The following is a 21,183-nucleotide window of genomic DNA, read 5'->3' as shown; positions in this document are numbered from 1 at the left end:
TAAAAAATCAGTACTTTTATGGGAGATATGCTTTCGCATCTTTTTCTATGCCCCACACAACTTTCTTAGTACGCTCTTTTCGTCATTACCGAATTTCAACCTCACCACATTCTGTGTTTTCAAGCTTTCCGACATCAACCCGCACAGCATCAGAAGCATTGAAGCTTATTCGCGGGAAACATCCGTATGTATTTCGCCGGAAGAGGGCGTTGCATCGGGAGTTACCGATTGGGTTTCTGTCCTCACTGTTCCGTCTTTTGCTATATTCACCGTTACGTTCACCGGCGCAGGTTGCACGTGATACGGCATCCGGTTTTTAGGATCATCGCCATATCTGTTCGGGCCTACCGTACCGTCGGCAAACAACATATAAAGTGCAAATATCCAACCGACCACAGGAATGAAACATAATAGAATAAACCAACCGGATTTATCCAAATCATGCAACCGCTTTACGCCCTGCGCCAAAGAGAACCAAATGATAGCGCCCCAGACGGAACAGGCAAGCAGACTCCCCAAAGTGGCCCCGATCCCTAAACTGAGATTAGAATCCGAAGCGGGAATTATCCATAAAAGAGCTGCGAGGAGTATGGCTGCCCAGAGAATCAAAGCGGCAATTAAGCCCGAAAGAAAATATTCGATTCTCCGGATGCGACCATTCAAAGAAAAAGGAGCTTTAAACATAGTATATAAAAATTTATGTGATAAATATGTCTCAAAGACAGAAACAAAGATATAAAAAAGTAAAGAAAAGCAACTCAATAACTTTAAAAAACAATCAAAAAAGAATGCTGCAATTGAATCAGACTCATTTTTTTCAAAAGAAGAAGCAGGAGAATGCAATATTCTGATATATTATGTATTTAATCAATAGAAACATTTAATCAGACCTGAAAAACCTAAACCTTAACTAAAAGGAGCTGGCAGACAAGCACACTTCTTCTTCAAGAAAAGTTACTGCCAAAAGGAATAGACTTTTCAGCCAGTTCCAAGCAATAAGTCCTCGTTCACTGGGAAGTAAGCGAGGGCTCATTTTTTATATGGGCGGAGAAGTCCGGCTACAAATCAAAACTATTCAGGATAGATTTCTTGGTTTACCAATTCCTCGAAAAGCTTCGCATACTTTTCCGCCATCGCTTTAGCAAACCTCTCCCCTTTCGCAGCAGAAGCCTTACACGGATTACCTATTCCGGTATCTTCCGATACCTTACTCCAGTTTCTCGGAATCCATGCTACTTTCTCATTCAGCGACTGTATGGCAAACTTCTTATAATCACCCTTTCCCGCCTCCTGCAAGTTCACCAACTCCGGATGATAATACATCATCACAGATGTTTCCAATTCATCGGCATGATCGCCCGGATCCTCGAAGAAATCCCCGGCTTTCAGTACGGTAAACCATTCGCTCGAGGCAATCAGGAAATCGGGATAATCGACAGACAAATCCCGAATCATGCTTTTAAACGTATTGCCTCCATGCCCGTTGACAATCACCAGCTTGCGGAATCCCTGCGCGTAAAGCGACGCAACGATATCCGTCAGTATCGCCTTCTGCGTCTCGTAGCGAGTATGAATACAGAACGGCAACTCCCGTTGTCCCGGATTCTGAGAGCCCATAGTCACCGCCGGCATCACCATGCAATGGATACCATACATCTGTTTTGCCAACAAAGCAGCTTCCACCGCCACATCGTGTGATAAAATACAATCCGTCAGATAAGGCAAATGCAAATTATGGGGTTCCGTAGCTCCCCACGGCAATATCACCAAATCGTACATACATCCTTTCACCTTCCCGTAACACGAGACAGACAAATCGACCTCTTTATTTATCATAGTTTCTTAAAAAATATTCTATCGAAGCACAAAAGTAAAAAACATTTCCGGCTACAGCCAATACTTTTCGAAATTTTTCTCCATTGAAAATCGTTTGACAATACCAATCATTCACTATGAGTTTACAACCGGAACCTGTGTTAGATTCTCCTTAGTATTCTTTTAGGACTTCTTCTTAAGGACGCATTTCTCTTTTCATGAGGGCGCAGGCTAGATGAGATAAACAAAAAAACAGGAACAAAGACCGGAAACTAAACCTATGGAGAAGAAACAGGTCTACTGATTGTCCGCATGATAAAGCTTTATTCGACATAATACCTATCTTATTCAAATAGAATGATGATTTTTTTATTCAGATTCTTTACTCATAGTCTTTTTTTTATATAAATTAGCAATCTCTATTAAATATACGTTTTAACCCTTATTCAAAAGCATGTTATGAAAGCCAAAAGGTGTAATATACCAACAAAAGTTATCACAGGGATAAAAAAGATAAACAAAAGAATGATCATTGCAGGATACTGCTTTTTACTGTTGATAGGAGGAATGGGATGCCAAAACAAAAAGCAACACAGTAAGAATTATGAGGAATTACTGATTGGCAGTTGGAAATATAGTGAAATAAACAACGGTGTAACTTGTACAGTAACATTCCATCCGGACCATCGATTGACCCAATACTTTGAATTTCAACACGGAGGAGGGAAAGCACGTCCGGGAGAATGGAATGTGAACGGCGACACACTTTTTATAAATGAAAAAACGGGAGAATCGTCTTTATTGTTCGAAGTACTTAACGACTCCGTAATGATGCTACTGACGCATGACTCCATACCTGTTGTTTTCGAACGGATTACCGAAGGCCTGCCGGTAAAGCAATAAAAGAATAGAATGCCCGCTGAAAAGGAAAGAGTCCGGTATTGCACCGGACTCTTTCTCAAAAACCAGTTACTAATTTACTGTCCAACTTTTAGGGTACAGTTTAATCACTCCACCGTGTACACTTCTACTTCGTGGATATCTATATAGGGGTCCATAGCGTTCCAAGACTCGAAGTTCGAGAATTTGATCTTATTAATCTCAACCGGCTCATCAAAAGCTATATAAACCACCCTCGCTCTTTCTGGTTGTACAACTCCCTGATTAAAATAGGTGGCGCCACCATCCTCTGACACCGAGACCCGAACGGAACGGATAACTTTCTGATAACTGCTGTTTGTATAAAACACAACCCCAGCGACTTTTTGCTTGGCAAATCCAAGTTCCAACGTCTCCGATCCACCACCGGGTACCCACCAATTAGCACTCCAAGGATACTTCTGCCCGTCTACGATATTAGGTAAACGTCCCGCCTGATAATTACTTTCCGGGGTAATCTGATTCGAAGGTATCTTATTCCAATCGTCTTCTATACTCTCTGCCAGGCTGACATTTTCCCCATCTTTGAGCAAGCTGAATTTGAGTTTGATATACAACCCTTTCGAGGCTTCCGATACTTTGATGTCCGCATCACCTCCCGAAAGTGGTTTCAAGCGATAGGAAGAAAGAAACCCCGGTTTTTGATTTAACCCGGCTATCCCCTCTTGCAGTCTTATTGTAGTTCTATAGTCTGTAATACCGGGAGGAATGGTAAACTCCATACCTGAGAAAGCATTTTCAGGAAAGGGCTTAAACCCTTCTTTCACGCCGGTATAAAGTTTCATTAATTCCTCATCGGGAGAAAAAACGAATTTAGTGGCTTGTTTAAGTTTTCTCTTCAACTTGAAAACAAGAGGGATTTCAGTAACAGGTATTTGGATCTCTCCTTCTATTTCGGAGGCATAGAGTACAGCTTCCGTACCACCTTCATTTCTAATCAGATTAGAAGTATTATGACCAAATTTTTCGGGCATATCGACATGTATCGCATTTGGATCGAGTTTATAAGAATTATTCTGCTCCACGATCTCAACACTCGGATCATCACATGCAACAGCGAGTAAAGCCAGCCCTGCAATAGACAAATTAAATATATTTCTCATACTATAAAATTCTTATTATTAAAATAAACTCTTTGAGTTCGTTCTCCGAACCAATATCAGTTTTCGTTTTTTTCTATCTTCAACTTTTGGGCCGGGAACACTACATCTTCCGTAATCTCATAATCAGCATTTTCTCTAATTGTCCAAGTCCATTTTCCCGTAAGATCGGTAAATGTTTTGCTTTTTTCATCATAAGATTCCTTTGTCATAGGGAAATAAGCTTCCAAGCCATTAGCCTGTGGGTCTTCAGGCAGATAATACTTATCCAAAATCTCAGCTCCTGTAAGTGCTCTATTCCAATAGCGTACTTCACGCAAGTAATAGTCTCTTACATTCTCATTGCCAAATCCCCATCCGGAGCCCTCTTTATTATCAATATAAAGACGAGAAGTTGTAAATGTTTTCTGAAGTTCTCCATTGACGTAGACGGATAGTTTGCCCACAAGTCCACTCCTGCGATATACATAGCTGACGTGTAGCCATTCTCCTTCATTTACAGGCTTATTTGTCCAAGTATCTACTCCGTCACGTCCTTCACTCTTCACTTGCAGCCCCGCTGTTTTACTAATACGATTATAAAAGCCTGCACTGCTCGACAACGAGCCTGTAGTTTGGTTATTACCATGAATATTGTTGAACTGGGCAATGTATTGGAAAGTCCATTCGCTCATTTCTTCCTTATAGGGAACTTTAGGAGCAAACCTCATAGTATACCCGCCTCCACCGGGAGCACGCATATGAAAAACGGAAGTTTTAATTTTCCGGTTTAAATTCACAATAGTGGTCACCGGAGAAGACAATAGTTTCAAAGGACCTTTGACATCAGTAATTTTTACGGGTATCGCATAACGGCCATCGTAAGGATATTTCGTCGCATCAAGAGACATCAGGCGCCCCTCGATAGTAGCCACTATGTTACCGGGTTTAATGGTTGCAGAGATTTTTCCTGCCCCTTCTTCACCTTCAGCATTAACAAAACGTATATCTTCCGGGCTTACGGGTCTGACATTGAGTCCATTTTCCTCATTATATTTTTCAAGCGTAGCAACGTCAACCTCCACCGTTACAGTCACAGGAACATCGGTAGCGTTTGCCAAACGCGGTGTGATGGCAAATGAGGCCCCGTCCTGATCTGAAGCCAACACGGCAATAACCCCTGTCCGATTAACATTACCCATGTAGACAGCATTAGAAGGATTACCTCCCACACCATCAGCCAACCCATCTTCATCTAAAACGGAACAAGAAGCGAGGAGGGGTATCAATATACAATATTTTAAAGTAGCATATATATTTCTCATAGCGATATATCTATTAAATTAATTATTAAATGGAGGATTCATTGCAGAAATCGCGGCTTTCACGTTTTTATAATCCGGACCGTACAAATAGTCTTCATTGATGTGAAATGCACCTATTCCTCCGGCTTTACCTTTAAGGTTTTGAGTCACAAGTTTTACGTATCTCGAGAAATCATTAGCGTTATTGGGACTGGTTTGGAATGATTCGGTATAAATAAACTGTTCCGGTTTAACCTTTGGCTGCTGCTGCATCAGTGTATTTGCAGTCGATACCCAGCTTCCTCCGGTTCCGTTATACGACTGGAACACAAAATAATCGAACAAATCGGCTACCTTCGGATCAATCCATCCGATAGAGCCATTGATATTCAACATTTTTTCTTCAGGCAGGAATTCTCTGATTTTCTTAAAAAAATGGTTCTCATACTCCTTATTGGAAGTACGGCTACAAGAAATCAAAGCTTTATTCTTTTCCCAAGGATCAGACCAATCCCCACAATGCATTCCCGGTTTAAAAGGAGAAGCGAATTGCGGTTCATAATCAATATCTATACCATCGTAACCATATTTTTCAATAGAATCACAGATTGCTTTTGCGTACTGTTCGATCGCTATATAAGGCTCGTTAGACCATCCTCCTTCAGGTTTATTGCTCAGCCCGTCGCCGATGTTCTCAATGATCCATCCGACAGTCATTCTTGTTCCTTTCTCATGGAGTCTAGCAAGTTGGGCTTTTTTCTCCTCACTTAAGTTCCACGAAGCTCCCCAATTGGAAACAAAATCAACGCTATCCGGTAAATGGTCAAGCGAGAAAGTATTATCAGGCGAAGTCGGATTCCAATAAGCAAACCAACCGAACATAACCATATGTTTACTCTTCTTATACTCACGTAAATCAGCTAAATACGCTTCGCGAAGTCTTTTGTTTTCTTCTGCGATAGCTGCCGAATCTGCCTTATTCTTTTTTAAGGCCTCTTCTTCTTCAGCCCATTTCTTAGAATCTCTTTTAAATAACTCTTCTTGTGGAATGTCATCCACATCGATAGGAGTGATATCGGTACATGAAACAATAGCCAGCAAGCCGACAGCTACCATCATACCATATATTTTTTTATTTAAATAAGCCATAAAACTATTTATTAAAGTATTAAACATCATACAAAATTATTACTTTTTAATCTTAACATCCCACCAAACATTTACATTGGCAGAGTTGGCCCCACCTCTATATTTAGTTATAGCATCTTGAACATTGACTCCGTTTTCAGTCATCTCCTTTTGAGGATAAGGCCAACAGCGCACGCCATCTTTATGCCCATCAGAAGTAATAACTCCCATGTTTGAGATATTAGTGTTAGCAGGAATAAGTTTCGGGTATCCTGTACGCCTCCATTCACTCCAAGCTTCCATACCATCAGGAAAGATAGCCAGATATTTTTGCACTATAATTTTTTCCAACTTTTCTTCTTCTGGCAAACCGTCGTTCCATGCCACCGTTACATTAGAAGGAGATGTTGCGCTATATTGAGGTTTCTTTGAATCCACAAAAGAAGCAGGAGTAGTAGTTCCTTGAAGATATTGCTCTACGCCATCCGAAATGCCATTTTCTTCAAAAGAAAGGCGAATACCCTTTTCGTAAAGATCTTTTGCTTTCCGTCCGTTTGTATTGTAGCCTACCAAAGCAGCCTCCGCTTGCAGAAATGCTGTCTCCGAAGCCTTAAACCAATAGGTTGGAGAAAACTCTTCCACATTGGGCTTAGCAGCTTCATTATATGCATCTCCAGTAGGAGGTATTGCAGGCGGTACAGCTATATTTGTATTTCCCTCAAAATAACTATTAATACGTGGATCTGCAAAACCTTTAAGATAACACTGAATAGTAGCTCCTATCCGGGTATCATTATACGACCCTTTAATAGTAAAAAGAGCATTTTTCGTTTTAAATCCTGCCCCATACTCCAGCTTGGCAATATCGGCTACTGTCTCAATCATTCCGGCTTTATGATTCATGGCCTTTTCTGCCCAAGTTCTTGATAAATCGGCATCTACATAACGCAGTCGCATAGCCAAACGGAGCATAAGAGAGTTACCCAGCTTTGCCCATTTCAAAGCGTTACCTTCATATACCACATCCGATGCCTTCGGTACAATAGGAGTAGCCTGACTGAAAGCATATAGATGGTTAACAGCTTCTTCCAACTCTGTAAAAAATGATTTATAGATTGCCTCCTGAGAGTCATAAGTAACTTTAAATGAACCGCTTCCTACATTAAAATATGGAATAGCTCCATACTTATCGGTAGTTCTATGCAATCCCATAATCTTAGATATCTGAGCGATAGACCATATTTCAAGATTCTTGTTTTTCACATCATAGTTCAGTTTCTTAAGCTGAATCCAAGGAGAAAAAATCTGAGAAATACCAGCTGCGAAAGTTCCATTAGTCCATCCTTCATCAAAAAAGAATTGAGAAAGGTTTCTTCCGGGCCATTTTGCGTCGCGAGGCGCCATATAACCCATCCAGCTGTCTGAGGTCAGATTATTCGTAACCTGATAATCATTCACAAAGTCCGTCCCACCCGTTCCTGTATGAATAGGAGCAAATTGAAGAGTAGGAAGAAACGTTCCGTTTAGTACTCCATCTTTTCCCAACATTTCATCATCAGGTAAAAGCGGATTCTTATTTATATCTTCGAAGTTATCGGTACAAGATGAAAACATTAGCAAGCCGAAGCATGCTGCCATCACCGACTTAAATATATTTCTTCTATTATTCATATGATTATTATTTCTGCGTTATAATTATAGTCCGATCTTAATATTAAACCCAAAACTCCTCATGCTTGGAGGCATGAAGTTATCGCCCCCGGCAGAATAAGTACCAGTTCCTCCGACCATATCCGAGTCATAAGGTGCCGCTCTATATATACTGAACAAGTTACGGCCAATAAGTGAAACTGTCATATCAGACAGAACATTTCCAAACCATTTCTTAGGTAGACTGTAGCCAATTGAAAGTTCCTGCAATTTTATATTGGTAGCATCATACAAGTAATAGGCGCCAAGTCTGTTCTGACCAATAGTGGTATAATAGCGTTTAGCATCATATGTATGACCGTCTATCATAACACCTCCTGCATCACGGGCATCGGCCGTCACCTTAGATACACCATAACTGTCCATCATGGCTTGTGTAGCCGATGTTACATGACCGCCTACACGCGCAGAAATCAGGAAATTGATATTTACACCATACAAGTTCACTGTATTATTCCATCCCATCATAAAATCCGGAGCCGAAGAGCCTACTTTCAATCGTTGTGACTTGTCTATTCTGTAGCCATCTCCTTCTTCAATCAGCTTACCGTCTTTCCCTTTCACCAAAATCCCCTGGACAAAGATATCATTCATAGAATCACCCGGACGCATATATTTAGGAGAAGTCAATACGTTGATATCGAACACAGAGCCGTCTATGGGATTCTTGTATCCTTTCACAAGTTCCATAATCCTATTCACGTTTCTCGTATAAGTAAGGTTAGAACTGAAACGTACATTTCTCCATGTATTTTCGAATCCGATAGCAAGTTCGATACCTCGGTTGCGAATATCTCCGGCTTGCACATAGAAGCCTGTATAACCCGAACCGTCTGACATATTCTGGATAAAAGTCTGATTATATGTATTAGATTGATAAACAGTAGCATCAAAGCTGACTTTTCCGTCGAACAAGCGTGCATTCAAACCTGCTTCCCACGAGCGGGTACGCTCCGGGCGGAAATCAGGATAAGGATAAGTAGATATAGGAGTCACCTTACCACCCGACATATTATAGGTAATGGTACCGGGAGTAATACCTAACTGTGAAATCGGCGAACCGACTTCTGTGAACGACATGCGAAGCTTCAGGTATGAAATAAATTCCGGCATTTTCATCATCTCGGAGAGGATGCCCGAAAGTCCGATCGAAGGATATGGAATTACAGGAGTCTTTCCGTTGCTCACCAATTGCGAAGCCCAGTCAAGGCGTCCGGTAGCAGTCAAGAACAGCATGTTTTTCCATCCGAATTCCGTGCTGGCAAATAAAGCGACATTCCGTGTCCTGCGATATTCCTGACCGCCTCCACCGGTAACATCGGGATCGACATTGGCCGTAGAGAAGAGATTGGGTACGGTCTTCAAACGACCTCCGACGCTAACTCCCGTCGTATGGTGGTCTTCAAAGCTGGTACCGACATTGGCAGTCAACGAATAATCATTTTCCCATCTTTTGTTAACATTCACCATAAAGTCTGCATACGTTTGGTTATAGCGTTGCTCAGTAAGTCCGAAACTTCCCTTGGCGCTTTCCAGATTGACATCACCTGTAAACAAAGGATTTGTCGTTGCATAAAACTTATTCTTAATGGTGTTATAAGTGTTGTCCAAGCGTACGCGACCGGCCACATTCAGCCAATCGAAGATATCGTATTGCGCACGAGCATTAAACATGTAGCGGTGTTTGCGGCTCGTGAACATTTCGCGGTTGATGATCCAATACGGATTTTCAAAGTCTTCTCCCTGAGTTCCATAAGGCCAGTACTGAGTAGGGAAACGACGTTCCAAGTCATAGCGCTCCCATACTTTTACTCTCTCAAAGTCATCCCCGCGTGGGAAAAGATATAAAGGACGAAGCGGGTTAAAGTAACGCCCTCCCGACATCATGTTCTGGTCTCCCTGAACGATGTAGCTCGCACCGATGTCAAGGTGTAGTTTGTTATCAAAGTAGTTTGAAGTGTTGCGACCGCTGAAATTATATCTATAGTATTCATTATTAGGGATAATTCCTTCCGAATGAGTAGTCGCAACAGAAATAAACGTTTGATTTTTCTCCGTACCGCCGGAAATATTCAACGAGTTAATCGTACTGTAACCGGTTTGGAAAAAATCTTTAGGGTTGAATTTAGAAGGTGTCGCAAGTTTTTCACCCCAACTGCGATAAGTATCTTTCTCCGTACCATAGGTATTTTGAAACTCGGGCATTACACCGGCAGTGAGAAACTCCGTATTGGAAGAGAAGTTTACTTTCAAAGCACCGGCCGCTCCTTTTTTGGTATTGATGATAATTACCCCATTAGCGGCAGCAGCGCCATAAAGGGCAGCAGCAGACGGACCGGTCAGAACGGAGATAGACTCAATATCTTCAGGGTTAAAGTCGGAAATACCTTCTCCGCCTCCGGGACGTCCGTATTCACTACCGTCACCTGCACGATTGGCATTACCAATAGGCATACCGTCTACTACATAGAGTACATTATTAGTACCTGAGATAGACTTGGAGCCACGCATAACAACACTTGTAGCTCCACCGACTCCCGAAGAAGAACGAGTGATATTTACACCCGCCACCTTACCATTCAACGAATTGATAAAGTTGGCATCTTTCACTGTAGTTAGTGCCTCATTACTGATTTTCTGAACATTATAGCTCAATGTCTTCTCAGAGCGTTTAATACCGAGAGCAGTTACAACTACTTCATCCAGCACCTTGGCATCATCGGATAAGACAATATTCAATTTCTCTCCGTTCCAAGCAAACTCTTTGGTCTGATATCCGACAAAAGACACCACTAAAATATCCCCCTTACGCACATTGGCAAGAGAGAAGTTTCCATCAAGATCAGTCACTGTTCCGCTTCCTGTGCCTTTAACCGAGACAGTGGCTCCAATTATCGGTTCATTGTGAACATCTTTCACCACTCCCGTCACAGTTTTCTTTTCGCCCACAGGCTTGGCTTGCGGAACAATCATGATATAATTGTCTTTGATTTTGTAAGAGAACCCGGTTCCTGACAGAATAGCGGAAAGGGCTTTGTCAAGCGATTCGCCGTTGATATCCAAATCGACCCGTTTGGTTTTTTCCAGTTTAGATTCATTAAAGGCTACCAGGTAAGTTGATTGTTTTTCTATTTGTTGTAAAGCCTCCTGCAACGTAATATTCTTCTTTTTTATTGTTATTTTGGCGTTGCTCTGGGCAAAAAGCGCTGTCTGTATAACAAAACAGCTAAAAAACATAAAAAGAAAAGCTTTAAATCGATAATAATTCATAGATTAGAGCAATTTTTTAGTGTTAGATCATAATATATTTTATTTCTCGCGGAATAAGCATATTTTTTTAATGCTAAAAATACGATTTCACATCCGGAACGAGGCGGCATCCTTGTTCCGGATACTTTTTTTCATACACACTCTTTATTAAAAGGTTAACAAATAATTTATCTCTATTTTCTCTTATCGCTTTTTATGTAGCAAGTATCTCCTTCCATCTTATAGGTGAATCCACCCACGACTTCCCGGATAATTGCCATGATATCTCCGATATCCGACTTCTCGCGAAAGCGGAAGTTATATCTGTCATCATTGAATGAACTTGCATTGTACTGAAACGTGACGGCATAGCGACGCTCCAAAGTAGAGAGCACCTCTTTCACGGTGCATCCGCGGAAGACGAACATTCCCCGCTGCCAAGCGGTCACATCTTCGAGATCGGCCTCGCCCAATGTGCTTTGTTTGGTAGAGGAATAGTAAACGACTTGTTGGGCGGGATTCAGGATATAGCTTTCGGCACCGTTGTTGCAGTCCACTTTCACTTTTCCACGAATCAATGTGGCAATCATCTTCTCGTTTTCGGGGTAGGCGGAAACATTAAACTCCGTGCCTAAAGCGGTAACTGCCATCGTGCCCGACTTTACGACAAACGGCCGGTCGGGGTTCTTCTTTACTTTAAAATTCGCTTCTCCGATCAGATATACCGTGCGCGTATTGCCTTTAAAGGCTTCGGGATAAAGCAGAAGCGTCCCCGAATTGGTTTGCACGGCGCTTCCGTCGGGCAACTCGATCACTTCCATATCACCTGCGGGGGTGAACTGCTCCACCATCGCAATCTCAGAATACATATTCTTCGTCAGTAAGAACGTGCCCGATATCGACACGGCCAATAGCACGACCGCTGCGGCGGCATACCACCGGAATCTACGTATAGAGAAAGTATTCGACGCGGTTGCATGCCGTTCGTTCACTCCCAAGCGTTCGTACACTTTCGATAAAGAGGCTCGTGTAGAAGCATCTTTCGTTGCTTCCGTCTCTTCCCACAGGTCGTACAGGGCGGCTTCCTTTTCATCCGCATGCGTCTCATCCACCAACCACCGGTGTATTTCCGCAGTCAGTTTCCGATCGTGCCGGGAAGCTGCAAACGCGCGTATTATTTTCTGAACGTAATCTTTCATACTTGTACTTGCCTTTCAATATAAAGACAACTACCCGAAACGGACTACTCAACAGAAATAGAAAAAAGATGCGATTAAAATGATTTTCTTTAAATCCTGAAGCGCCAAATAGATGTGACGCTCCACTGTACGTACGGAAAGTTGGAGCCGGTCGGCTATCTCCTGATTGCTCATCCCCTTTTGCCGGCTCATCACGAAGACCCTCCTGCGTTGCTCGGGCATGTTCTCCAAAGCCAGCTTCACCAGGAGTTCGATCTCTTTGGCGTAGATCTGATCGTGAATATCCACTTCAAAAGCCGAAGAGTCTTCCTGCGCCAAACGCTCCTGATAGGTGTATTCCACCGACTTATGTTTCAGGAAATTGTAAATATGGTTGCGAACCATGGTGTAGATATAGCCGTTCCACGTCTCCCGCGATTCCCAGATCTCCGGATTATCCCACAGCTTTACGAACACATCCTGAGCTATGTCCTCGGCGTCGCCTTCCGACTTGAGGACCTTCCAGGCAAAGGCTTTCACCTTCGGGAAAGTGGCAATAAAGAATTGCTCGAATTTCTTTTTCTTTTGTTGTTCGCTGAGAGAGGTCATTAGAAAATTACACAATTACGCCATTGATACGGCAGTCAAAAGTAGATGCTTTTAATGTAAAAAGCAAAAAAAAGGAATAAAATCGACTTTCGGAAGATTTTGTTTCCCCTTATCTTTCCTTTTTCATACCGAAGGAGGGAAGGCAAACGACCGTTCCGTTTGAACCGTTTCACTCAGACGGAACAGGCGGTTTATCGGCACAGGGACACGGTTGTGTCCGAACGAAAGTTCCGCCAATCTGCGCAGAGCTTCCGCTACGACGAAACGGAGCTTTTATTTCGTTCGGACAGAGCTTCTGTTTCATCGAAACAAAGATTCAATTGCATCGAAACAGAGCTTTCGTTACACGCAAACAGAGACTCCATTCATCGAAACAGAGATTCAATTGCATCGAAACAGAGCCTTCATTGCACGCAAACAGAGGCTCCATTCATCGAAACAGAGACTCCATTGCATCGAAACAGGGCCTTCGTTACACGCAAACAGAGGCTCTATTGTATCGCAACAGAAGTTCTGTTTCACTGAAAGCGAGACTCTATTGCATACGAACGAGACTTCTGTTCCCGCTACCAGCCAACCCTTTAACCGACGACTCTCAGTCTGATGAATAATATAGATTGTCGCAGTTCGCCCTTGCCTGTACACGATGCTCACTTGTTTATTACTCAGTCATAGTCCCGACGGGGTTCTTTGAACTTGAAAGGAAGGTATAAAGAAGAAAATCCGTCGCCCTGTAAGAAGACAGATACGGGGCCGGCTACCCAACCACACAAAACACTCTCTCTGCAAAACAACCCGGCAAATTCAGTCTTTGCAATAGCGGCTACCCAACTACACAAACGCTCTCTCCCCAAAACAACCCGGCAAATTCAGTCTTTACAATAGCGGCTACCCAACCACACAAACACACTCTCCCCAAAACAACCCGGCAAATTCAGTCTTTGCAATAGCGGTTGCCCAACCACACAAAACACTCTTTCTGCAAAACAATCCGGCAAATTCAGTCTTTACAATAGCGGCTACCCGACCACACAAACACTCTCTCCCCAAAACAACCCGACAAATTCAGTCTTTTGCAAAAGAGGTTTACTCCGTCCGCTGAGCTTCATCTGCGCCGTTCGAGGCAAACAGTGCGTGCGCCAGCCTGCGGCATCCGGCACGGTCTACCTTTCCGTTTCCCGCTCCGGGCAGTTCTTTTACGTAGCGGATGCGCTTGGGACGATGGTAAGGCGGCAGTTGCGCCAACCAATCGGGGCATACTTCGAGACGCCCGCCCGAATCTTCCACCAGCAGGACAAGAGCCTCGCCCAACCGCTTGTCGGGCACGGAGGTGACAGCAAACGGGGCGCGAATGAACGGACGCAGTTTCTTTTCCACCTCTTCGGGCTGAATCTTAATGCCTCCGCTATTGATGATGTTGTCTTTTCGTCCCAGAATGAAAAAACCGCCGTCGGGACGAATACGGGCGATGTCGTTGGTCGTCAGCACTTCGTCGCAGACAAGGGGGGCGTCGATGACCAGCGTGTTCTCGGCAGACAGGGAAAGCCTCACCGAAGGAAACGGATAATAACACTCGGAAGCCTCGACGCCGCTAAGCCTCCGCAGCGCGATGTGAGAAAGCGTTTCGGTCATTCCGTAAGTCGAGTAAACAGCTCCCGGAAAGTCACGAAGCTCATTCTCCAAAGCCTCATCGACGGCTCCCCCGCCTATCAGCAGCGTTCCGATCTGCTTCAACCGCTCTTTCTCTTGGCGCACCTGAAGGGAATTATAAACCTGAAGAGGAACCATGGAAGCAAAGCGAACGGGTGTCGCGAGCTCTGCCAAAGGGTGTCCGGAAGGTTCCCGGACAAGGAGTTCCAGACCGGCGACCAAGGCACGCACGACAACCATCATCGCTCCGATGTAGCGTAGGTTCATGCAGAGCAGAGCGGTGTCTCTTTCTTGCAAATGCAGATACCCGCAGGTGATGCGGGCGCTTTGCACCATCTGTTCCTTGCGAACGACCAGTGTTTTGGGGGCGCCCGTAGAACCGGAAGTGCGGACGGTTACCGTGGGCGAGCCGTCGAACCAACTCTCCAGAAACCGAAAAACATCCGCCAGAGCAGGGTTGCCGTCGCTCATTATCTCCGTCGACCATAACTTATAGTTCCCTGCGTCGACTCTTCTACCGTCGAGATACAAAAACTGCCGTTCGATATTTACTTCCATCTTTTCGTTTGATAAAACATCCGCAAGAAAGTCAGATAACGGGCGTCCGTTGCCGATGCGGATAAAACCAAAGCTCATCGCCCCTCAGAGCGAGTGGCATAGCTACGTTTTCCACAAACAAATGCCCCGTCCCCAATCCCTGAGGCAGGGGATTGTCGTACGTGCTCACCCATTGGGCGATGGCATTCAGACCGATGTTCGACTCCAAAGCGGAAGTCGCCCACCAGCCGATTCCCGCTTCTTCCGCCAGCCTTATCCATCGATCCCTGTTTCCATGAAGCGAAGGTTTGATAATGATATATTGCGGCGAAAGGGTTTGCAGCAGTTCGGCCTGTTTCGCGCAACTGTTGCAACCGATCAACTCCTCATCCAATGCAATGGGCAAAGGAGTCTCGCTGATCAGTTTCGCCATCTCCTCCCACTGTCCGGCGCGAATGGGCTGTTCGATGGAATGCAGTTCCAGCTCCGACAAGCGTTTCAACTTCTCCGGCGCGTCCGAAGGAGCGAAAGCTCCGTTGGCATCCACCCGCAGTTCTATCTCACGGGCCGAAAAACGGCTGCGGATGTAGCGCAGCAATCCCAATTCCTCCTCGAAGTCGATCGACCCGATTTTCAGTTTGATGCAACGAAAGCCGGCTTCTATCTTCTCCGTAATCTGACGAAACATGAATTCGCGGTCGCCCATCCAAATAAGACCGTTGATAGGAATACCCTTTTCTCCGCGCGTGAAAGCCGAATCCCCGAACCCCGGCGTCCCGGCGTCGAAATGTTTGAAAGCCGTCTCCAGCCCGAAAGCGATGGACGGATAGTTCTCCAGTTCCTCCTCCGAAAGCCTTTCTCCGCGCTCTTCCGTTTGCCGGCAAATATCGGACAATAGTTGTTCGTAATCGGGACGGTCGTCGCAGCTCAAGTCCGGCAACGGAGCGCACTCGCCTATGCCCACCCTTCCGGGTTCGTCGGGAGAGGTCAGACGAACATACCATACTTTCCGTTCGGTATACACCCCTCTCGAAGTTCCCGCCGGACGCTTGAAAAACAAGGTTCGCGGAATAATTTCTATTCTATACTTCATTCTTTCCGAAAGATAATGGCAGCCTAAGGAAACTTGGGATACTGCTTGAAATTGGGCTTGCGCTTTTCCAGAAAAGCGTTCTTTCCCTCCTGCGCCTCATCCGTGAGATAATAGAGCAGAGTGGCGTCTCCCGCCAATTCCTGGATACCCGACTGCCCGTCGAGCTCGGCGTTCAAGCCTGCCTTAATCATGCGCAGGGCCAACGGACTCAACTGCATCATCTCCTCTGCCCACTGAACGTATTCATCCTCCAACTGTTCCAAAGGCACTACCTTATTCACCAGCCCCATATCGAGGGCTTCCTGCGCGTTGTACTTCCGGCACAGGAACCAAATCTCCCTTGCTTTTTTCTGACCGACCACACGTGCCAGATAAGACGCTCCGAACCCGGCGTCGAAGCTGCCCACGCGCGGTCCCGTTTGTCCGAAGATGGCATTTTCGGAAGCGATGGAAAGGTCGCACACCACATGAAGCACATGGCCGCCGCCGATGGCAAAACCGTTCACAGCGGCAATCACCGGTTTCGGGATGCTCCGTATCTGCTTCTGAACATCCAATACGCTCAGGCGGGGCACACCGTCTTTACCGATATATCCGCCGCGTCCTTTCACATTCTGGTCGCCTCCCGAACAGAACGCCTTGTCGCCCGCTCCGGTAATCACCACCACATCGATATCCGACTCTTCGCGACAGATGCGCAACGCATCGCTCATCTCGGCCGTAGTGGTCGGAGTAAAGGCGTTACGGTAACGTTCGCGGTTGATTGTGATACGGGCAATCCCGTTATAATAATCAAAAAGAATATCTTCGTATTCCCTGATAGTTGTCCATTCTCTTTTCTGTGTCGACATAATGAGTAAGTTTATTGATTCTTTTTAAAATAGTCTTTCAAGATGCGCGCGTCTTTGTTCTTATTGGTAAACACTTCCACCAGCACCGGCTGCTCCATCGGCTCAGGCCGGGTCAGAATCTGCACGGCTTCCGTCAATTGTTCTTCATTCTCGGCACGAAGATAGAGAAAACCTCTCTCTTCCGCCCATCCCTTGGCGGATGTTTTATGAACGGCCGTGATGAACTTATGCGAAGTGCCCGACATTTCCAATCCGGGCAACGTATGGAAAATCCCTCCGCCGCCGTTGTTGAGCAACAGAATGCGCAAGTTGGCGCCGATATGTCCATTCCACAAAGCATTCATGTCGTAGAAGAAGCTCAGATCGCCGATAACGACAAAGTTCAATTTATCCGAACAGGCAGCATAGCCGATTGCCGTGGAAAGAGAGCCCTCGATTCCGTTTGTTCCGCGATTGCCGCACACTTCCACCGCAGAAGGAATCGGATACAATTGCGCGTACCGAACTGCCGAACTGTTGGCCAAATGCAGGGCGCACGATTCCGGCAACGATTTTATCAAGCCCCCGACCGCCGACATGCCGGAATATCCGAACTCCGGTTCGGGAATCGTTTTACAATAATTCTCCCACACGCGGGGATATTCGGGCGTACGGTTGTCCAGCCAGCCGGCTATCTTCTCCAGAAACTCGAAAGGATCCATTTCGATGACGCAGGTCAACGCCCCGTATAGGTCTACCACTTCGCCGTCGGGCGAAACGTGCCAATGCTCTTTAGGCGGATGTTGGCGCAAGAACTTCTTCAGGCGTTTGGAAATCACATGTCCTCCGTACGTAATCAACAGCTCCGGAGCCATTTGTTCCGCCCTCTCTTCGGGCATGAATGACAGCGCCGCGTCGAAATTCTTCACCGGAATGCCGGGAACCGTCTGATTGCCGATATGTTCCGTGAGCCAGGCAAAGTGCTTATACAGCAGTTTCACATATCTTTTTTCGAACAGATAAATCAGGCTCATCTGACCCACGACAATCATTCTCCGGTTGTATTGGTTGAGCCGGTCGATCAATCCGTTGTAATCACGGTCGTACACATTCAGCCCCTGATAGCGTGTAATCGCGCGCACCGCAGGAAGCGATTCGACGGTAAAGCGGAAGAGAGGTTCCGAAATAGGAACATTGATATGCACCGGGCCTTTTCCATGATGGTTCGTTTCGAGCAATGCTTCGTTCACCAGCCTGTTGCAATACCACTCGTCTTCCTCCGTATGAATCTCCGGCAGGTCGACCGATTTCTTCACCAGCGAACGGAACACTCCCGGCTGCGGCACGGTCTGTCCGTCCATCTGTCCGATCCATGCGCCGGGACGGTCTGCCGAAATAACGACTAAGGGGATATGTTGATAAAAGGCTTCCGCCACGGCCGGATGAAGATTCAGCAAAGCCGTTCCCGAAGTACAGCAGACAGCCGCCGGCTTCCCGCCGTTCAAAGCGAGCCCTATTGCAAAATAGCCTGCGCTCCGCTCATCCGTCATGGAATAGCACGTAAAGCCCGGATGAGTGGAAAGCGTATGCACAAGCGGAGCGTTCCGGCTGCCGGGGCACAACACCACTCTTGTAATTCCGTGCGCTTCGAGCAAAGCGACCAGTTGAAGTACATTTTTCTTATCCGAATACATATCTTTTGTTGTTTTAGTTTATTGAGTCAAACGCTTCATCGTTTGCATTTTCTTTTCCGTTTCCATCCATTCGTCATTCAGTTCCGAAGAAGCGATCAGTCCGCCTCCGGCATACAACACGAGGTTTTCCTCTTCAATGTGCATACAGCGCAGATTGACGTACAAGTCTGTCCGGTCCCGGGGATCCATCCAGCCGATAAAACCCGAATAATAGCTGCGGTCGTAACCTTCATTCTCCAAAATAAAGGCGTGAGCCCGTTCTTTGGGCAGGCCACATACGGCCGGAGTGGGATGAAGAAGCGCAAGCAAGTCGCCCGGACGAATCCGGTCATGCAATGAAAAACGAAAGTCTGTCTTAAGGTGCGACAAAGCTCCGGCATAAACCGGATAAGGCCCCTCTTCCGCAGCATGAATGCCCAGCGAATGCAATTGCTTCCGTATGTAGGCCGATACGTACTCCTGTTCTTTCCGGTTCTTTTCGCTCCAGGCATGGGGCAAACCTCCGTTTTGCAAAGGCAATGTGCCTGCGAGGGCCACCGTATGCCATTCGTTGCGTTCGCCCGACAGAAGTATCTCGGGAGTGCTTCCGAGCCATAGCCCGGTATGAGGAGTGTAGCATAAATAAACATACGAGTGCTTGTAACGGACACAAGCGGCACGGAAAGCCCCGACCGGAGAGAAACCGGGCGTCCGCTCTACGGTCTGATTGCGTGAAAGCACCAACTTATCGAATACCCCTTCGCCCAACTTCTCCATAAAAAGACGAAAGCATGCTTCATATTCTTTCGTGCAAGAGATTTTGCAGCCGTTTTCATCGCCATCATAACCGGTAAGCCTCCCCCCGTCCTGCCAATTCGTATAGACCGTCTCCGGCTCCTGTTCGCACTCCATCAGCACAAGCGGAGAATTTCCATTCACCTCGAACGGCGCCATAACGAATCCTCTCTTTCCGTTCAGTTCGTCGAAACCGGAAAGCAAGCGGAGGGTATGTATGTTTCCTTGCAGCAGGCGGATATTCTCTTCGCCGGGCAGACGATAACATGCGAACGGACGCTTCTCCCCCACCAATGCTTCTATCCTTACCGACAACTCTTTTTCCTCAACAATCATCTTTTTTTCATAATACTGTTGGTCACTCGTATGGAAGACACCAGTTTATTGGTAGATGTGAATACATCCACATTCCATACATGAGACGAACGTCCTTTATGTACCACAGTGCCCACGGCACGCACCGTATCGCCTTCGTGGGCCGATGAGATGTGGCTACCGCTGACTTGCATCCCCACAACCATTTCATCGGGGCGGCAAAGAATCATCGAGCCCATCCCCGCCACCGTTTCCGCCAACGCAAGCGTAGCGCCCCCGTGAAGGATACCGAACGGCTGGCGCGTGCGGTGATCTACCGGCATCGTCGCTTCCACACGGTCTTCGGCGGCATACGTATATTGAATACCCAGATTTCCCATCAAAGCATGACGCGCCCGGGCGTTCAGTTCGTCGAGCGGAACATCCGCCGCCCGCACTTCCGCCAGAATGGCTTTTTCAACCGCTATGGCCACGCCGTCTTCCTGATTCGAGAGGGTGACAAAATCGGCACACGCTTTTACCGAATCGGGCGCATGCCCCATCGCAATGCCCAAACCCGCCAATTGAATCATGGTTACGTCGCACACCCCGTCTCCTATGGCGATGATCTCTTCACGCTTCACGCCCAACTGCTCGAGCAACGCTCCCAAAGAATTCGCCTTATCGATGGAACTCGGCACCACCTCCAAGAAATAAGGCTCCGAACGGAAAGCGTCCAACGCTCCGTCCAACCTTTTTTTCCAATGGTTCTCCAAGCCGATCAGCGCTTCCTCGTCGTCGCTCACCAACATACATTTGCATGGAGCAAAATCTACCGAAGTGGAAAACTCTTCTTCCTTGATAATCTTCAGATTATTCAGAAGCGCTTCGTTACGGATATGCCGGTTGTCCGAGTCGTTCGTGATAATGGTATCATCGTGATAAGTAAATATGGCGAATCCGTTCTTACGGGCTTTTTTCTCCAGATACGGCAGCATCTCAGGATTAATGCGCCGTTCGAACAACACCTCGCCGTTCTCCGCCCTGATAATCTGGCAACCGTTATAAGAGAGGATAAAACCGCCGTAATTCCCCAGCTCCAAAGCTTTAGCCAAGGGCATCAAACCATACGTAGGTCTGCCCGAAGCCAAAACAATGCGCACTCCCATTTGCTGAACTTTCAGCAAAGCCGACAATGTGCGCTTCGTGATTTCCTTTGCCTCATTGAGAAGCGTTCCGTCTACGTCGAGAACTAACAATTTATACTTCATCGCCACACAAATATTGGTTTAGACTACAA

16 protein-coding genes are annotated in these 21,183 nt (G+C 46.0%); 1 reads left to right on the top strand and 15 read right to left on the bottom strand.

The window, feature by feature from the left end; translation table 11 throughout:
* Positions 1–165 precede the first annotated feature (165 nt).
* Entirely contained in the window at positions 166–684 is a 519-nt protein-coding gene (locus GGR07_RS10985) for a DUF805 domain-containing protein (RefSeq protein ID WP_021644965.1), read from the bottom strand.
* A gap of 387 nt (positions 685–1,071) precedes the next feature.
* On the bottom strand, positions 1,072–1,833 hold the full coding sequence (locus tag GGR07_RS10980; RefSeq protein ID WP_034543713.1) for a creatininase family protein: 762 nt from the start codon (positions 1,831–1,833) through the stop codon (positions 1,072–1,074).
* Positions 1,834–2,340: 507 nt separating this feature from the next.
* Here GGR07_RS10980 and GGR07_RS10975 point away from each other — a divergent pair.
* A complete protein-coding gene (locus GGR07_RS10975; protein WP_039972523.1) occupies positions 2,341–2,718 on the top strand; it encodes a hypothetical protein in 378 nt (125 codons plus the stop codon).
* 104 nt (positions 2,719–2,822) lie between these two features.
* Here the strand turns inward: GGR07_RS10975 and GGR07_RS10970 are convergent, their stop codons facing one another.
* The 13 genes from GGR07_RS10970 to GGR07_RS10910 all read right to left on the bottom strand — a co-directional run bounded on the left by GGR07_RS10970 (position 2,823) and on the right by GGR07_RS10910 (position 21,154).
* Positions 2,823–3,857 (bottom strand): hypothetical protein, encoded by a 1,035-nt coding sequence (locus GGR07_RS10970; protein ID WP_021644959.1) that lies wholly within the window; start codon positions 3,855–3,857, stop codon positions 2,823–2,825.
* Between the two features lie 56 nt (positions 3,858–3,913).
* Complete coding sequence (locus tag GGR07_RS10965; protein ID WP_021644958.1) at positions 3,914–5,158, bottom strand: LamG-like jellyroll fold domain-containing protein; 1,245 nt, start codon at positions 5,156–5,158, stop codon at positions 3,914–3,916.
* Between the two features lie 18 nt (positions 5,159–5,176).
* Positions 5,177–6,316, bottom strand: coding sequence for a glycoside hydrolase family 18 (locus GGR07_RS10960; RefSeq protein WP_260168186.1), 1,140 nt, complete (start codon positions 6,314–6,316; stop codon positions 5,177–5,179).
* 9 nt (positions 6,317–6,325) lie between these two features.
* On the bottom strand, positions 6,326–7,936 hold the full coding sequence (locus tag GGR07_RS10955; RefSeq protein WP_034543706.1) for a SusD/RagB family nutrient-binding outer membrane lipoprotein: 1,611 nt from the start codon (positions 7,934–7,936) through the stop codon (positions 6,326–6,328).
* A gap of 24 nt (positions 7,937–7,960) precedes the next feature.
* Positions 7,961–11,245 (bottom strand): SusC/RagA family TonB-linked outer membrane protein, encoded by a 3,285-nt coding sequence (locus tag GGR07_RS10950; protein WP_034543705.1) that lies wholly within the window; start codon positions 11,243–11,245, stop codon positions 7,961–7,963.
* Between the two features lie 173 nt (positions 11,246–11,418).
* Complete coding sequence (locus GGR07_RS10945; protein ID WP_034543704.1) at positions 11,419–12,423, bottom strand: FecR family protein; 1,005 nt, start codon at positions 12,421–12,423, stop codon at positions 11,419–11,421.
* Between the two features lie 48 nt (positions 12,424–12,471).
* Complete coding sequence (locus GGR07_RS10940; protein WP_021644953.1) at positions 12,472–13,011, bottom strand: RNA polymerase sigma-70 factor; 540 nt, start codon at positions 13,009–13,011, stop codon at positions 12,472–12,474.
* A gap of 1,086 nt (positions 13,012–14,097) precedes the next feature.
* Positions 14,098–15,219 (bottom strand): AMP-binding protein, encoded by a 1,122-nt coding sequence (locus tag GGR07_RS10935; protein ID WP_034543745.1) that lies wholly within the window; start codon positions 15,217–15,219, stop codon positions 14,098–14,100.
* A 31-nt stretch (positions 15,220–15,250) separates the two neighbouring features.
* Entirely contained in the window at positions 15,251–16,291 is a 1,041-nt protein-coding gene (locus GGR07_RS10930) for an o-succinylbenzoate synthase (protein ID WP_034543746.1), read from the bottom strand.
* A gap of 23 nt (positions 16,292–16,314) precedes the next feature.
* Positions 16,315–17,142, bottom strand: coding sequence for a 1,4-dihydroxy-2-naphthoyl-CoA synthase (gene menB, locus GGR07_RS10925; RefSeq protein WP_021644948.1), 828 nt, complete (start codon positions 17,140–17,142; stop codon positions 16,315–16,317).
* Between the two features lie 11 nt (positions 17,143–17,153).
* Positions 17,154–18,815 (bottom strand): 2-succinyl-5-enolpyruvyl-6-hydroxy-3-cyclohexene-1-carboxylic-acid synthase, encoded by a 1,662-nt coding sequence (menD, locus tag GGR07_RS10920; protein WP_034543747.1) that lies wholly within the window; start codon positions 18,813–18,815, stop codon positions 17,154–17,156.
* An 18-nt stretch (positions 18,816–18,833) separates the two neighbouring features.
* Entirely contained in the window at positions 18,834–19,925 is a 1,092-nt protein-coding gene (locus tag GGR07_RS10915) for an isochorismate synthase (RefSeq protein ID WP_027324946.1), read from the bottom strand.
* Positions 19,922–21,154 (bottom strand): Cof-type HAD-IIB family hydrolase, encoded by a 1,233-nt coding sequence (locus tag GGR07_RS10910; RefSeq protein ID WP_122056644.1) that lies wholly within the window; start codon positions 21,152–21,154, stop codon positions 19,922–19,924. The genes GGR07_RS10915 and GGR07_RS10910 overlap by 4 nt, the downstream gene beginning before the upstream one ends.
* Positions 21,155–21,183 lie beyond the last annotated feature (29 nt).

This window comes from Bacteroides pyogenes (genome assembly GCF_014196225.1).
In the GTDB taxonomy this organism is placed as follows: Bacteria; Bacteroidota; Bacteroidia; order Bacteroidales; family Bacteroidaceae; genus Bacteroides; species Bacteroides pyogenes_A.
The sequence above is the reverse complement of the archived record's forward strand: the minus strand, read 5'-3'. Positions and strand labels throughout refer to the sequence as shown.